Here is a 15,444-nt window from a genome sequence, read left to right on the forward strand (position 1 = left end):
TCCTTACAGCCATGGTCCTGACCTTAAATATTCACTGTTTTGTAACAGCAATATGACGATCAGAAAATGCCGATTGTTCAGCCATCCTTGCGCGCCGCGTTTGAGGCGGAATAGTCATCAAGGTCCGGTTCATCCTTCAAAGGACCACCGGGGCTGCGCAGTGCAGCGCGGTCACCGTTTGGCAACCAGTTGAGCAGCGCGTTGCGCAGGCTGGCGAAGACGTATTTGTTGTATTCACTGGCGATCAGGGCGCTGCTGCCGGGGAAGCGCCACCAATTGTCGACCTTGACGTTATCGGGAAAGACCGGATGTGCAACGATTTCAACATCGGGCATCAGGCTTTTGAATTCCAGAAGGGATCTGGGCATGTGGTAATTGGCGGTCACGATGCGCAGGCTTTTGAAACCTTCCTCATACATCCAGACAGCGGTTTCAATCGCATTGCCGCGCGTGTTTTCGGCGACATGGCCCAGAACAACACAACAGGCAATCAGGCGCGGATCGGATTTGCCGACCGACAGAAGTTCGTCGACTTCAACCCCGCGATAGACACCCGATATGAACAGTTTGTCGGCAAGGCCGCGCACCAGAAGACGGCGGCCTTCGGACAGGCGTTCGCTGCCGCCGGTCAGAACGACAATGGCGTCGGTGCGTTGGGTCGTGTTTTCAACCGTCTTGGGGATGTAATCGACATACCAGATGAAGCCCGCCGCCCAGACCAGCGCGCAGAAAATCAGTGTGGAAAGCAAAAAACGAAACCGCCGGAACCGGCGGCGATGTTGCACACTCAGCGGGGGCTTGTTCATGAAGGCGTGCCTGAATAGCGGCGGTCTGGCATGAATTCGGATCTCCTCAAGGGGACAAAGAGGGCCAAGGCCATGATCCCAAAAGGGAAGTGGTAACAACCGACTATACGAAGACCGTGAGCGGGTTACAACATCCGGTGTAGGACACGAAGCACAGTTCGGTTGGCGGTGATGCCCGCCACCAATGCGACAATAAACGGAATGGCGACGATCAGGCCAATAAAGGTCGGGCTGAGAACCAGTGACGGTACCGGCCAGCCAGCGCGCAATCCAAGCCAGCCGATCAGGGCCGAAACCGGCAGCGCAATCAAAAGGCCGATCAGTGCGCCAAAGAAGGCAAGGCGTCGATTATGGCGGCCGAACTGACTGGCGATATAGCCATCCTGTGCGCCAATCAGATGCAGCAATTCAATGATGCGATGATGGATCGAAAGGCCTGATCTGGTGGCAAACACAACCGACAGCATGGTCGCGCCAAACAGCACGACAATCAAAAGCGCCAATGCCAGTTCAACTGAAAAGGCGACATCGGCAATGCGTTCGATCCAGATGCGATGATCATCAAGCACGGCCTCGGGCGCGATGACGCCAAGGCGGCTTTCGAGCGCATCAAAGTTAAACCCGGTTTCGGGGGTGACTTCAATAATGCGCGGAATGGGAAGCTCACTTATGACCTCATCCGGGCCCAGCCAGGGTTCGAGCAGGGCGGCCATGGTATCGGGGCTGAGTTCCTCGATCCGGGCGATACCGGGCAGGGTGGAAACCTGTTCGATGATGCTGTCGACCGTGCCTTGCAGGGCGGCTTCACGTTCGGCGGGGGATCGGTTGGCAAGTTCGGTCGGGGGGACCTGGATCGACAGGCTGCCTTCGATCTGGCCCGACCATTGACCGACACTGTCATGCAGGGCCGCCAGCCCGACGATGGAAAAGGTCAGGAGCGCAACCATCAGGGCGACGATGCTCGGCAAAAAGCGCGAGGACGAATCGCTTTCAAGAGGGAGGTGCGATGGAGGTGCGCGAAATGCCATGATCGTTTGTTGGTCCTGTTGATCCCGTGTTTACGAAGCTTGGACTTGGTGTGTCGGGTTTCAGCCGCTGTTGGTGACGTCGTGCAAGGTACCACCTTCAAGCAGCCATTGGGTATGGCCAAACCGCCGGACAAGTTGCCGGTTGTGGGTTGCGATCAGAACGGTGGTGCCGAGTTTGTTGAGCTCTTCAAACAGATAGAGCAATCGCATGGCGATTCGGTCATCGACGTTCCCGGTCGGCTCATCGGCCAGAAGCAGGGCGGGGCGGCCAATGACGGCGCGCGCGATGGCAACGCGCTGTTGCTGCCCACCCGACAGGCGCGATGGCACTGCGTTGATGTGATCGCCAAGCCCGACCCATTCGAGAAGTTCGGTGACGTTTTTGCGAATCTGCAGGTCTTCGACACCGGCAACACGCAGCGGCAGGGCGACGTTTTCAAAGGTCGTCAGATGGTTGATCAGCCGGAAATCCTGAAACACCACGCCGATCTTGCGGCGAATCGCCGGCAGTTCTTCGCGCGGGATGCGGATATTATCGCGCCCAAAAATCGAAATTTCGCCGCGTGTCTGGCGCAATGCCAAAAATAAAAGTCGCATCAATGTCGACTTGCCCGCCCCCGATGCCCCGGTCAGGAAATGAAAACTGCCGCGACCGAGCGTAAAATTAAGGTCGCGCAGGATTTCCGGCCCGGATTCATACCGGACTCCGACATTCCTGAAACTGACAACGTCGGTCAAAATTCTTGCTCCATCTGGGCGAATGACGGTTGATACATCGGTGTTTATATCGGCTTTCGTCATGATCCGACAGGGTTGGAAAGTAGCCTTGTCGTGACAATATCGAAAATGAATTAACCGGTTTGGACGGTTTGTCGTCTATTTTGGATACCATTAACAGCCCGATCAGCCAGAGGTTTGATACCCAAATCCGGGCAGCTTCTGTTATCTCTGCTTAACAGTCTGTTAAATCGCCGCTATTTACATATAGTGTAAGGCTTCACTGACGGCACAGGGGGACCGTCAGTCGCAGACAGTTTCACGCCTTCCCCCGTGTTTGATGCCGCCGTCATCGATATGCCAGGTTTGCAATGATCATTACTTGCCCAGAGTGTTCAAAGAAATACTCAGTTAAAACAGAAGCAATCGGTCCGAAAGGCCGAACCGTGCGCTGTAAAAGCTGCGGCAATAGCTGGCATCAGGACCCGCCTGGCGCAAAGAAGCCAGCCCCGGCACCAGCACCCGAAAGTGATATCCCGGCTCCGTTTAACGAGGAAGGGTCGCTGGGTGCTGATTTCAATGCAGACCAGATGGGCGGTGGGCCGGTTGATCCGGGCTTTGAAGAAGCCGACAAGATCCCCGATCCGCCCCCGATTCCCCAGCAGCTGATTCGCAACAATCCAAAGCCGGAGCCCAAAAAGAAAAAGGGCATCGTTGGCTGGATCATCTTCCTGCTGGTGTTGGGCGGGATTGGTGCGGGTGGCTATTTCGCCAAGGATCAGATCATCGAACTGTGGCCGCCGATTGCCAAGGTCTATGACATGGTCGGGCTTGATGTCCCGCATGTCGGCGAAGGCCTTGATATCCGCGAATTGCCGCCGACCCGCGAAGAAGAGGACGGCGTTGACGTTCTTGTTGTTCGCGCCGAGATCGTCAATATCAGCGAAGAGCCGCGCGCGCTTCCTTACCTTCTGATCGAGCTTCTTGATCCGCTTGATCGTGTGGTACAGCGCAAGAAGGTGCCGCTGATTTATGATGAATCGCTGGTTCAGTCCGGTGCGGAGATGCCGATGGTGCAACAGATGTTGCCGGTTGGCGAAAGCATGGAAGTCGAAACCAAGATCCGGCGTCCGAACCCGACGGCAACCCGCCTGCAGGTCACCTTCCTTGACCCGCGCGAGGCGGTCGAGCCCTAAGCGGTTCGCGCAAACATCCTGATTATGAGAAAGGCAGCACAACGCGTGCTGCCTTTTTTGTTTTGGGGGTTTCAGTGGCCTGATCAGAACCGTTTGAGCAAGCGGTCGATATATTCCTGTTCGATTTCCGGGCGTTCGGGATCACCGGACCGGCGGCGGAGTTCCTGCAAGATGCGCCAGGCCCGTTCGAGAGTGTTCACATCCGGGATGGTGGTGGTGCCATCGCCACCGACCGGCCGGCCCAGCGGATCACGGCGCCCGGATCCTTCGAGGTCTTCGAGCATCGGGGCGAGCTGGCTCAGCCCTTCGAGCGCGCGGCTGATTTCGCCAATGCCCTGTTGCAGGGCATCCATGGCCTGTCGCTGATATTGCAGGGCCTCGTGCGACCGGTTGTTGCCAAGCGCCTCTGCCGCGCCGCGCATTGCATCAATCACCGAATTCATGCCGCTGACATCGCCAAACTGGCCAAGACCAGGATCGTTGAGGATTTCACCGGCATCGTCGGCAAGACCCTGTTGCTGGTTTGCACGCGGACCATTGCCGTTCTGGGTCGAGGCATTATCGCCTTCATTCATCAGGTCCTGCTGACGGCGCGACAGATCGCGCATGCCGTCCAGCATTTCGCGGAGCGTCGATGTAATATCCATGCCGCCCTGACCGGTGGTGACCTGCATGTTTTCGACCAGTTCGCGCAGACGATCGATCAACTGGCGGGCCTGATCACGCGCGCCTGCGCGCATCAGGGCATCGATCTGATCGATGATGCGTGACAGGTCCTGTTGTTCAAGTGTTGCACTGCCGGGCGGGAGTTCTTCCTCTGCCTGTTCCGGGCTTTCGCGCATCATGGCGGCAAGATATTCATTCAGCGCCTGACGGTATTCATCGATCAGGCGGGCAATTTCGCTTTCGGTGACATCGGGGTTGGCAAGGGCCTCCAGCAGGCGGTCCTCGGCCTCCATCAGGTTGCGTTCGGCAATGCCGTAGGAACCCCGTTCGATTTCCTCAGCGACATGCCACAGAAGGCCTGCGACATCCTGATGGGTGGCGCGGTTTTGCAGGTTGGACGCCAGCCTGCTTTCGGCCACGGAAAGGGTCAGGAACACGCCCAGATGGCCGTTAAAGGCCTGCGGGGCGAACAGGATCGGCAACAGCGCCTGATGCATTTCAAGTGCGCGGTCCGGATAGCGCAGCAAACCGCGCCGGATATCAATCAGCTTTTGCGCCACCGGATGGCTGAATTCCCGTTCGGGCAGCATCAGGGAACGCACATCGCTTTCGCCGCGCTGATCGGCATTATCGTTTGATACCATCTGGATATTGACCGGCAAGCCCGCCCAGGGATGGGCTACAAGATCAATAAAGCGCGGGCCTTCGATGCGGGTCGGCATGGCACCGGCGCTGCTTGTAACGCCAGCCGCGTCGCCCTTGAGATCGATCACCACCTGATCAATCGGGCCATATTGCTTGATCGTGCCTTCTTCGGCCGCAGGCGTGATCACCAGATCAAGACTGGCGAGGCCATAATCATCGCTGGCGACGTAATCGAGGCGCACATGATCGCGCCGGGTGATGGTTGGCGGGCTGACGAAGGACAGGCTTGGCACATTATCGGCCAGCAATTCGATATCAAGGGTCAGGCGATCATTTCCCCAGACCGATATGCGCCACTGGCCCGGCTGATCAATGGCGGTCGACAGCACATAACTATTCTCGGCCCCCTCGGTAAAGGATTGCGCGCCGGTCGGGGTGGTCAGGGTCGGTTCCCAGATGCTTGTGATGCTGCCATCAAGGGTCGATCCCGCCGGGACCTGAACACGGATGACGTCACTGTTTTTATCTGATGCCGTATTACCTGCATTTTCGGATTGGCGGGCACCTGTGGCATCGGTATCGGACAGGGCACTGAACTGCAAGATGCGCGGTATTTGCCCGGTATAGGCCGGTGGGGTGACCCAAAGGGTCGCACTGAAGTCGGCGGCACCAAGGCGCTGAAGCGGGCTGAAGGCCTTTGAAAAGCGTTCCTTGGCATGGTCAAGGCCGGTCATCAGGCCGACAAACACCAGCAATACTGGAATGGCGGTCAGGCCAAAACGGTCAACGCGGGTAATGGCGGGCAGGGGGCGCGACAGCCGGAGCTTTGCCAGTGCGGCTTCATGCAGGCCCAGTTGACGCTGCCAGAGGTAGCTGGTCAGTGGGTCGTCGGTTTCGGGGACGTGATCTTCAAGGCTTTGCAGCGGGTTGTTATCAAGATGGTTGTCCACCTCGATCCGGTGCAGGACGTCCCGGCGCGTGGGCATTTTGAAATTGCGCCATGGCGCGACCACGGCAACCATGACCGCGACCGACAGGACGGACAGCAACATGATGTGCCCGGTGGCGGGGAGAAGTTCAAATGTTCCGGTCAGGGTCAGACCAACGACCAAGAGCCCGATCGAAAGGGCCGGGATCAGACAGGGCCAGACAGATTCCCACACCATCACCAAGCGCGTCTTGCGCACATGGCGTTCCATCTTGGGATAGGGTGGTATCAAGGACATGCCTTTGAGCCCTGCTTGCCGACATATTGCGCGTTGTATCCGGCATTCTGGCACAACCCGCTTCTTTAAAGCTTGGTCTTTTGGCGGGGCGGGTCAAGCAATTCGACGGGATTGGGCAAAATAAAAGGGCGGCTGACAAATGGCCAGCCGCCCCGAAAGCGTTAAAAACCGAAACGGAATGCCGGTCTTATCCGTTGCTGAGCCAGGAGGGTACCTGATCCATGTTGATCAGGTCGTCAATTTCCTGACGCGGGCGGACGATGGCAAAGTTGTTGCCCTTGACCAGCACTTCGGGTGTCAGCGCGCGGGTGTTGTAGGTTGATGACATGACCGCGCCATAGGCCCCCGCCGACATGACAGCGACAAGGTCACCGGCCTTGAGGTCATCGGGAAGGTCGCGGTCCTTGCCAAAGGTGTCACCGGTCTCGCAAACCGGGCCGACCACATCAACCTTGACCTGCTTGTCACCGTCAGTCTGTTCATCGACCGGGATGATTTCGTGATAGGCGCCATACAGTGTCGGGCGGATCAGGTCGTTCATCGCGGCATCAAGAATGACAAAGCGTTTGGCTTCGCCGTCTTTTATATACATGACGCGCGACACCATGATCCCGGCATTGCCGGCAATCAAACGGCCCGGTTCCAGCGTGATGTGGCAGCCAAGATGGCCGACGGTTTCGCGCACCATCTGACCATAGGCATCGGGAAGCGGCGGTGTTTCACCCTGATAGGCAATGCCAAGCCCGCCACCGAGATCGAGATTGCGGATATCGATGCCCTCAGATCGCAGCTGTTCGACCAGCCCGGCCAGACGCGTAAACGCCTCGCGGAAGGGGGCCAGATCGGTCAGCTGGGAGCCGATATGCATGGCAATCCCGGTAACCTCGATGCCATCCATGGCGGCGGCTTCGCGGTAAACCTCGATCGCGCGGGTCCAGTCGATGCCGAATTTGTTTTCAGCCTTGCCGGTGGCGATCTTTTCGTGGGTTTTGGCATCGACATGCGGGTTGACGCGCAGCGCAATGCGCGCCTTTTTGCCCATGTCGATGGCAACACGGTTCAGCTCAACCAGTTCGGGGATGCTTTCGACATTGATCTGGGCAATGTCGGCGTCCAGGGCTTCGCGCATTTCGGCATCGGCCTTGCCAACACCGGAAAAGATGATCTTTGCCGGGGGCATGCCCGCACGAAGCGCACGGCGCATTTCACCAACCGAAACAACGTCCGCACCCGCACCAAGATTGGCGAGTGTTTTCAGGACAGCCTGATTGGAGTTTGCCTTAACGGCAAAGCACACGGTGGCATCAAGGCCGTCAAATGCGTCGGCATAGACCTTGTAATGGCGTTCCAGGGTCGCGGTCGAATAGCAGAAGAACGGGGTTCCGACCTTGTCAGCCATTTCCCGGATCGAGACGCCTTCGGCGTAAAGTTCGCCGTTGATATATTCAAAATGGTTCATTGGGCCGGGTAATCCCTTGGATATTCGTAACCTTTGTCGGTCGGCGGTTCGAGCGGGCCTTTTTTGCCACACGCCGCAACTGAAAGCCCCAACATGACGGCCAGCGTGATGACGGTGCCGCGTTTCAACAGGTTGTTGTTCATTTGAGGAACCTTTCCTTTGCCGCCGCAACGGATTCCTTCACACGGACCGGGGCGGTGCCACCAAAGCTTTGGCGGGCGGCAACCGATGCCTCGACTGTCAGCACCTTATAAACCGCATTGGTGATTTTGGGTTCGATGCCTTGCAGGTCTTCAAGCGACAGCTGATCAAGATCGCAGCCCTTGGTTTCGGCCAGTTTCACGGTCGCGCCAACCACGTGATGCGCATCACGGAACGGCATGCCAAGTTCGGCAACCAGCCAGTCGGCAAGGTCGGTGGCGGTGGTGTAACCCGCACCGGCAGCGGCACGCATATTGTCGGCAAACACCTTCATGTCGGCGATCATGCCGGTCATGGCGGCAACACACAGACCAAGATGGTCATGGGCCTGGAAGACCGGTTCCTTGTCTTCCTGCATGTCCTTGGAATAGGCCAGTGGCAGCCCCTTCATCGACAGCATCAAGCCGTTATAGCAGCCGACAATACGCCCGATCTTGGAGCGGATCAGTTCGGCCGCATCCGGATTGCGTTTTTGCGGCATGATCGAAGAGCCGGTCGAGAATTTGTCGGACATGCCGATAAAGCGGAACTGGGCCGAGCACCAGATGACCATTTCTTCGGCCAAGCGCGACAGATGCATGGCGGCAATCGATGCAGCATTAAGGTATTCAAGCGCAAAGTCACGATCCGATACCGCATCGAGCGAGTTCGCCGTCGGGCGATCAAAGCCCAGCGCACTTGCCGTCATGTGACGATCAATCGGGTATGGTGTGCCAGCCAAGGCCGCAGAGCCCAGCGGGTTTTCATTAATGCGCGTGCGGCAATCGGCAACGCGCCCGCGATCACGGCCAAACATTTCGACATAGGCCAGAAGATGGTGACCAAAGGTGACCGGCTGGGCGGCCTGAAGGTGGGTGAAGCCCGGCATGATGGTTTCTGCGTGGGTTTCAGCCTGTGCAATCAGGGCTTCCTGAAGGCCTTTGAGGCCGACCTCAAGATCGCCAAGCGCAACGTCACGGACCCAGAGTTTGAAGTCGGTCGCAACCTGATCATTGCGCGAGCGCGCAGTATGCAGGCGACCAGCGGCCGGGCCGATCAATTCGCGCAGGCGGCTTTCGACATTCATGTGGATGTCTTCAAGGGCGGCGGAGAATTTGAATTCGCCGCTCTCGATTTCTTGAAGAATCTGGTCTAGACCGTTGGTGATCTTTTCGCCATCTTCAGCAGGAATGATGTTCTGCTTGACCAGCATGGCGCAGTGGGCCTTCGAGCCCTGAATGTCCTGGGCGTAGAGGCGTTTGTCAAAGCCGATGGAAGCGTTGATTTCTTCCATGATGGCTGACGGGCCTGCTTCGAAGCGGCCGCCCCAAAGGGAGTTTGCGTTTTTCTGGTCAGTGGCGTTTTGATCGGTCATCGTGATCCGCAGTCTTGGAAAGGTGGGTGTTGTGAAAGCATTGCTTCGTTACGTAAAACTTGGCGTGATTGTCGCCATCTCGGGCATTTATGCAACCCCTGCCTTTGCTGATACGCAATTCCCGCAAGAACTTTCAAAGATGGTTATGCCATCGGAAGGGGGTTCTTTGCCCGAAGATCTGGCGTTTGTCGATGAAAATGGCAACGAGGTCGCCTTTAACAGCCTGAAAGGACAGGTTGTTCTGGTCAATCTGTGGGCGACATGGTGCGTGCCATGCGTCAAGGAAATGCCCGAACTTGATCAGTTGGCGGTCGAAATGGCCGATAAGCCGTTCCGGGTTCTGGCGCTTAGTCAGGACCGCGGTGGGGCGGATGCCGTCCGCGAATTCTTTGAAACCAATGGAATCGGGAACCTTGATATCGTTCTTGATCCGCGTGGAGCGATTGCGCGTCAGATGGGGGCACGCGGCCTTCCGACCAGTTTTGTCTATGACGCCAAGGGTGATTTGCGCGGCAAGCTTGAAGGCATTGCGCGTTGGGATGCGCCAGAGGTCATCACCTATTTCGATCAGTTGATTGATCAGACGTCCTGAGCGCAAGTGAGCAGTCTTAGACGTTGCCTTCGATCAGGGACAGAACATCAGCAAGGCGTGGTGCAGCCTCGGCTGCACCATTGTTGGTGGTGGAAAGCGCACCGGTTGCGCAGGCAAAGCGCACGGCATCCTTGAGCGCCTGACCACCATGCAGGGCGACAGCCAGCCCGGCATTGAAGCAATCGCCAGCGCCCACCGTATCAACCGTGTTGACCACAAAGCCCGCAACCATGCCGGTTTGCCCGCCCGATGAATAGAACGCACCATCACCGCCCATTTTGATGATGACGGTTTCCGGGCCCATGTCATGCAGCTTGACGCTGGCGCTACGGGCAGTGGCTTCATCCACCGGGTCAATACCGGTGAGGGCCAAGCATTCGCTTTGGTTCGGCGTGACGATATGGGTCAGGGCCAGCAGGTCTCGCATGACGACCAGATCGGCGACCGGAGCCGGGTCAAGGATGACCTTTGCATTGCCTTCGCGGGCGTATTTGATCGCACAGTCAATGGCCACCACCGGACATTCAAGCTGCAACAGCAGATAGTCGCAGTTGCGCAGGAGTTCCTGTTTTTCATGAAGGTCGTTTCGGGTCATGGTCATGTTGGCCCCGCCCACGACCGTGATCATATTTTCACCCGCCTCATCAATCGAGATCAGGGCGATGCCGGTTTGTGCTTCGTCGGCGACGATCAGGTTGGTGGTGTCCAACCCCTCGGTGGCAAGGGTTTCGATCAGTTGTTTGCCCAACATGTCATCGCCAAGTTTGGAGATGAACACAGGGGAAACGCCAAGTCTGGCGACGGCAAGTGCCTGATTGCATCCTTTGCCGCCCGGTCCGGTCTTGTAAGCCCGGGAGGAAACCGTTTGTCCCTGAACAGGAAGCTTCGCCACACGGGCCGCAAAATCAAAGTTCGAGCTTCCAACAACTGCAATCGTCATAATCGTCCGCGTTTATAAATGAATTCCACTAAGTTAATGTTGTTCTCAGATCAGGGGTTTAAAGGGCGATGTCGCCAAAATCTATCGAGATCATCAAAATGTTATGGATCCGCGTTGCAGCCGGTCTGTCTGATCAGGCGGTCAGACGGTCAGTCAGGGGTAAATTCGTCTGACAAGGCAGCGTAAATGCGCTGGAATTTGGCAAAGCGCGGCTGGTAGGCCTCATGGCGGGTTAGATCAGGTTCAATCACTTCTTCGATTGCGGGTTTGACGCAAACGTCTGCAACCGGTTCGTTTGTCAGGGCCAGACGGGCCAGACGGGCGGCACCAAAGGCCGGGCCCTTGGTCGCGCCCTCATAGCGGGCAAGCGGTTTGCCCAGGATGTCGGCGATCATCTTGATCCAATAGCGACTGCGAGCACCGCCGCCGATCACACCGGGCAGGTCGCACTGGGTTCCGGCCTTGTGCAGGCGGGATTTTGCATCGCGGAGGGCAAAGCCGACACCTTCGAGCACTGCCTGAACCATGGTTTCGCGGTCGGTATCGCTGCCCAGACCAAAGAACACGCCACGGGCATGCGGATTGTTGTGCGGGGTGCGTTCCCCGTTAAGGTAGGGCAGGAACAGGATATCAGATGGGGCGTTATGTTGTGCCTCGACCCGGTTGAGCAATGCGGTAATGTCGGCCTCGCCCAGAAGGTCGGCCGCCCATTTCAGGCAACTGGCCCCGTTAAGCAGGACCGCCATCTGGAACCAGTGGTCCGGGATGGCATGGGCAAAGCTGTGCAGCAGTTCTTCGGGCTTGGGACGGTATTTGTCCGAGGCGACAAAGATCTGTGACGAGGTGCCCAGCGAAATGAAGCCATCGCCATGGGAAACCGCCCCGACCCCGATGCCACCGGTCGCCGCATCACCGCCACCCCCGGCAATGATGACGTCGTCCCGCATGCCCCACCGGTCGACCAATGTTGCGCGCAGCGTACCGGTAACGTCCGATCCCTCGACCAGATGCGGCAGTTGATCGCGGGTCAAACCACAGGCTTCGATCGCGCTTTGGTTCCAGCTTCGGCTTTGTTCATCAAGCCAAAGCGTGCCAGCGGCATCCGACATTTCGGTTGCCTTGTCGCCTGAGAGGCAAAAGCGGATGTAATCCTTGGGCAGCAGGATGGTTTTGATTTTGGCAAAAACATCCGGTTCGTGTTTTTGCAGCCAGATCAGTTTGGGTGCGGTCATGCCCGACATGGTGGCAACGCCGGCCCGCTGCCCCAGATCGGGCAGGGCGGCATCAAGTTCGGCGCATTCGCGGGTGGCGCGACCATCATTCCACAGGATCGCCGGGCGGAGTGGCTTGTCATCCGCGCCTAGCAATGTTGCGCCATGCATCTGACCCGACAGGCCGATTGCGCGGGTTGCGGCGATTGCCGACGGGTTTTGGCGGTGCAAGTCATCGATGGCGCGCAAGGTTGCGTCCCACCAGTCGGTAGGGTTTTGTTCGCTCCAGAACGGTTTGGGGCTGGACACGCGTAAAGGGACATCAGCCTCGGCAAGGGTGACCGAGTTTTCGTCAATCAGTAGTGCCTTGACTGCCGATGTGCCGACATCAATTCCGAGATACATGTTCGGACGGCCTCCAGAACCGTTTGATTTTTCCCGACATCATGATTGTGCGGGTTAGAGTAATCACCATTCCAGATGGTTGAAGCACGGAATGCAACAAAAAAAGCCGCTGCGGGGCAGCGGCTTTGATGTCGTAACGCCAGTCCTGGCGTGCAACCGCTTAGCGGGTCGGGGTCGGTTCGTCGCCGCTATAGTCATAGAAGCCACGGCCAGCCTTGCGGCCAAGCCATCCGGCTTCGACATATTTGACCAGAAGCGGGCACGGGCGATACTTGGTATCGGCCAGACCATCATGCAGGACATGCATGATCGACAGGCAGGTATCGAGACCAATAAAGTCTGCCAGCTGCAGCGGGCCCATCGGATGGTTCGCACCCAGACGCATCGCGGTATCGATGGACTCGACATTCCCCACACCTTCATAAAGGGTGTAGATCGCCTCGTTGATCATCGGAAGCAGGATGCGGTTGACGATAAAGGCGGGGAAGTCTTCGGCGCTTGCCGTGTCCTTGCCGAGCTTTTTGGTCAGTTCATGAATGGTGCGATAGGTTGTTTCGTCCGTGGCAATACCACGGATCAGTTCCACCAGTTTCATCAGCGGCACCGGGTTCATGAAGTGCATGCCCATGAACTTCGCCGGGCGGTCGGTATAGGACGCCAGACGGGTGACCGAAATCGAAGAGGTGTTGGTCGCGATGATCGCTTCCGGGCCGAGCACCGGGCATAGAGCCTTGAAGATCTGTTTCTTGATCTCTTCGTTCTCGGTTGCCGCTTCGATGACCAGGTCACAGCCCGACAGGAAGGTATATTCCGTTCCGGTTGAGATCAGTTTCAGCGCCGCATCTTTTTGCGCTGCGGTAATGATCTCTTTTTTGACCTGACGGTCCATGTTCTTTTCCATCACGCCGATGGCCTTATCAAGGGCATCTTGCGAGATGTCGAGAATTCGGACGTCGTAACCGGCCAGTGCGATCACATGTGCAATACCATTGCCCATCTGACCGGCGCCGATTACGCCAATGGTTTTGATATCTTCCAACGAAGCCATTTGTTCCCCACTCGTCCCCAAGGGTCAAAACAAGAGTATGCGTTGCCTTGACCCTAAAGGGGATCAGATTATTTGTCGAGTTCGCTCGCCAGAGCGGGAAGGGCCTCGAACAGGTCACCGACAAGTCCGTAATCCGCTACCGAGAAGATCGGCGCTTCTTCGTCCTTGTTGATCGCGACAATGACCTTACTGTCCTTCATGCCGGCAAGGTGCTGAATAGCACCCGAAATGCCTACAGCAATGTATAGCTGCGGTGCAACAACTTTGCCGGTCTGGCCGACCTGCCAGTCGTTGGGGGCATAGCCCGCATCAACCGCAGCGCGAGAAGCACCAATTGCCGCGCCGAGTTTGTCGGCAATCGGTTCGATCAGGTGGAAGTTTTCACCCGAACCCATGCCGCGACCGCCAGAGATGACGATGCTTGCCGCGGTGAGTTCCGGACGTTCCGACTCGGTCAGTTCCTGACCAACGAAGGTCGACTTGCCGGCATCAGATGCAACAGCAACGTCTTCGATGGATGCAGAACCGCCTTCGGCGGCGACCGGATCAAAGCCGGTGGTACGGACAGTGATCAGTTTGAGGCTGTCGGTCGACTGCACGGTTGCCATGGCGTTACCGGCATAGATCGGACGGACAAAGGTATCGGCATCGACAACATCGGTGATGTCGGAAATCTGGGCGACGTCTTTTTTGGCAGCAACGCGCGGCATGAAGTTTTTGCCCGACGAAGAAGCCGAGGTGAGAATGTGGCTGTAATCGCCTGCAAGTTCACCAACCAGACCCGCCATGTTTTCCGCAAGGAAATGGCCATAGGCTGCGTTGTCTGCGAGGAGAACCTTGGAGACACCTTCGACCTTGGCAGCGGCTTCGGCAACGGCCTTGCAGCCTTCGCCAGCCACGAGAACAGTGATGTCGCCACCGATTTTCTGAGCAGCAGCAACGGTGTTAAGCGTGCCACCCTTCAGTTCGGTATTGTCGTGTTCGGCAATAACAAGAATGCTCATTTGATTGATCCCCGCTTAGATTACTTTTGCTTCGTTGCGGAGCTTGTCGACAAGCTCTGCGACGTCGGCAACTTTGACACCTGCCTGACGTGCTTCCGGTTCGGAAACTTTCAGGGTTTTCAGGCGCGGCGCGGTATCAACACCAAGGTCGGCCGGGCTCAGGGTATCGAGCGGCTTCTTCTTGGCTTTCATGATGTTCGGCAGCGACGCATAACGCGGCTCGTTGAGGCGCAGGTCGGTGGTAACGATTGCCGGAAGATCAATCTTGATGGTTTCAAGACCACCGTCGATTTCACGCGTAACATCAAGCTTGCCGTCAGCAACGACAACCTTGGACGCGAAGGTGCCCTGCGGCCAATCCAGCAGCGCGGCCAGCATCTGACCGGTCTGGTTGGCATCATCGTCAATTGCCTGTTTGCCGAGGATCACGAGATCCGGGCTTTCCTTGGCAACGACTTCTTTCAGAAGCTTTGCAACAGCCAGCGGCTGGAGTTCGTCCTCGGTTTCAACCAGAATGCCGCGATCGGCACCCATGGCGAGGGCCGTGCGCAGGGTTTCCTGGCACTGTTTAACGCCGAGCGACACGGCAACCACTTCGGTGGCGGTGCCCGCTTCCTTGAGGCGGATGGCCTCTTCAACGGCGATTTCGTCAAACGGGTTCATGGACATCTTAACGTTGTTCAACTCAACGCCAGACTGGTCCTGTTTGACACGGATCTTGACGTTGTAATCCACAACGCGCTTAACGGCGACAAGAACCTTCATGACAGACCTGTTCGTTTTTGTTGTCGAAACTGCGGGTTTGCTCCCTGCCAAGGCAGTTTGCGTTGGCCCGCATGGTAATGTTTTCCCCGCGACGCACAATAGGTAGTGCTACGCAGGTTGTCAATTTACGTAAAGGTGTTGACGTTAACGACAACTACTTCACGAAAATCTTGATGCCCTT

General features: G+C 57.3%; 14 protein-coding genes. 2 read left to right on the forward strand and 12 right to left on the reverse strand.

Features of this window, described 5'->3' with window-relative positions:
• Positions 1 to 77: 77 nt before the first annotated feature.
• From AUQ41_RS11355 to ftsE, 3 genes are all read right to left on the reverse strand, one after another.
• Positions 78 to 749 (reverse strand): YdcF family protein, encoded by a 672-nt coding sequence (locus tag AUQ41_RS11355; protein ID WP_232308374.1) that lies wholly within the window; start codon positions 747 to 749, stop codon positions 78 to 80.
• A 182-nt stretch (positions 750 to 931) separates the two neighbouring features.
• Entirely contained in the window at positions 932 to 1,834 is a 903-nt protein-coding gene (locus AUQ41_RS11360; RefSeq protein ID WP_008889154.1) for an ABC transporter permease, read from the reverse strand.
• 60 nt (positions 1,835 to 1,894) lie between these two features.
• A complete protein-coding gene (ftsE, locus tag AUQ41_RS11365) occupies positions 1,895 to 2,572 on the reverse strand; it encodes a cell division ATP-binding protein FtsE (RefSeq protein WP_008889155.1) in 678 nt (225 codons plus the stop codon).
• Positions 2,573 to 2,922: 350 nt separating this feature from the next.
• On the opposite strand from ftsE, the gene AUQ41_RS11370 reads away from it, so the two are divergent.
• Complete coding sequence (locus AUQ41_RS11370; protein WP_083952689.1) at positions 2,923 to 3,747, forward strand: DUF3426 domain-containing protein; 825 nt, start codon at positions 2,923 to 2,925, stop codon at positions 3,745 to 3,747.
• A gap of 83 nt (positions 3,748 to 3,830) precedes the next feature.
• Here AUQ41_RS11370 and AUQ41_RS11375 read toward each other — a convergent pair whose 3' ends face one another.
• From AUQ41_RS11375 to argH, 4 genes are all read right to left on the reverse strand, one after another.
• Positions 3,831 to 6,284, reverse strand: a complete 2,454-nt coding sequence (locus AUQ41_RS11375; protein WP_063088538.1) for a DUF4175 domain-containing protein — start codon at positions 6,282 to 6,284, stop codon at positions 3,831 to 3,833.
• 187 nt (positions 6,285 to 6,471) lie between these two features.
• Entirely contained in the window at positions 6,472 to 7,743 is a 1,272-nt protein-coding gene (gene lysA, locus AUQ41_RS11380) for a diaminopimelate decarboxylase (protein WP_063088539.1), read from the reverse strand.
• Positions 7,740 to 7,886, reverse strand: a complete 147-nt coding sequence (locus tag AUQ41_RS21055) for a lipoprotein (RefSeq protein WP_168173385.1) — start codon at positions 7,884 to 7,886, stop codon at positions 7,740 to 7,742. Before AUQ41_RS21055 ends, lysA begins: the two co-directional genes overlap by 4 nt.
• Complete coding sequence (argH, locus tag AUQ41_RS11385; RefSeq protein ID WP_063088540.1) at positions 7,883 to 9,298, reverse strand: argininosuccinate lyase; 1,416 nt, start codon at positions 9,296 to 9,298, stop codon at positions 7,883 to 7,885. Before argH ends, AUQ41_RS21055 begins: the two co-directional genes overlap by 4 nt.
• Before the next feature lie 31 nt (positions 9,299 to 9,329).
• Between argH and AUQ41_RS11390 the strand changes: the two genes are divergently transcribed.
• Entirely contained in the window at positions 9,330 to 9,890 is a 561-nt protein-coding gene (locus tag AUQ41_RS11390; RefSeq protein WP_063088995.1) for a TlpA disulfide reductase family protein, read from the forward strand.
• Between the two features lie 16 nt (positions 9,891 to 9,906).
• Here the strand turns inward: AUQ41_RS11390 and rbsK are convergent, their stop codons facing one another.
• The 5 genes from rbsK to AUQ41_RS11415 all read right to left on the reverse strand — a co-directional run bounded on the left by rbsK (position 9,907) and on the right by AUQ41_RS11415 (position 15,263).
• Entirely contained in the window at positions 9,907 to 10,830 is a 924-nt protein-coding gene (gene rbsK, locus AUQ41_RS11395; protein WP_063088541.1) for a ribokinase, read from the reverse strand.
• A 149-nt stretch (positions 10,831 to 10,979) separates the two neighbouring features.
• Positions 10,980 to 12,446, reverse strand: coding sequence for a xylulokinase (gene xylB, locus AUQ41_RS11400; protein ID WP_063088542.1), 1,467 nt, complete (start codon positions 12,444 to 12,446; stop codon positions 10,980 to 10,982).
• A gap of 160 nt (positions 12,447 to 12,606) precedes the next feature.
• A complete protein-coding gene (locus AUQ41_RS11405) occupies positions 12,607 to 13,494 on the reverse strand; it encodes a 3-hydroxybutyryl-CoA dehydrogenase (RefSeq protein WP_063088543.1) in 888 nt (295 codons plus the stop codon).
• 68 nt (positions 13,495 to 13,562) lie between these two features.
• Entirely contained in the window at positions 13,563 to 14,498 is a 936-nt protein-coding gene (locus AUQ41_RS11410) for an electron transfer flavoprotein subunit alpha/FixB family protein (RefSeq protein ID WP_008889165.1), read from the reverse strand.
• A gap of 15 nt (positions 14,499 to 14,513) precedes the next feature.
• A complete protein-coding gene (locus tag AUQ41_RS11415) occupies positions 14,514 to 15,263 on the reverse strand; it encodes an electron transfer flavoprotein subunit beta/FixA family protein (protein WP_008889166.1) in 750 nt (249 codons plus the stop codon).
• Between the last annotated feature and the right edge of the window lie 181 nt (positions 15,264 to 15,444).

It is taken from the genome of Thalassospira sp. MCCC 1A02898 (assembly GCF_001618185.1).
In the GTDB taxonomy this organism is placed as follows: domain Bacteria; phylum Pseudomonadota; class Alphaproteobacteria; order Rhodospirillales; family Thalassospiraceae; genus Thalassospira; species Thalassospira tepidiphila.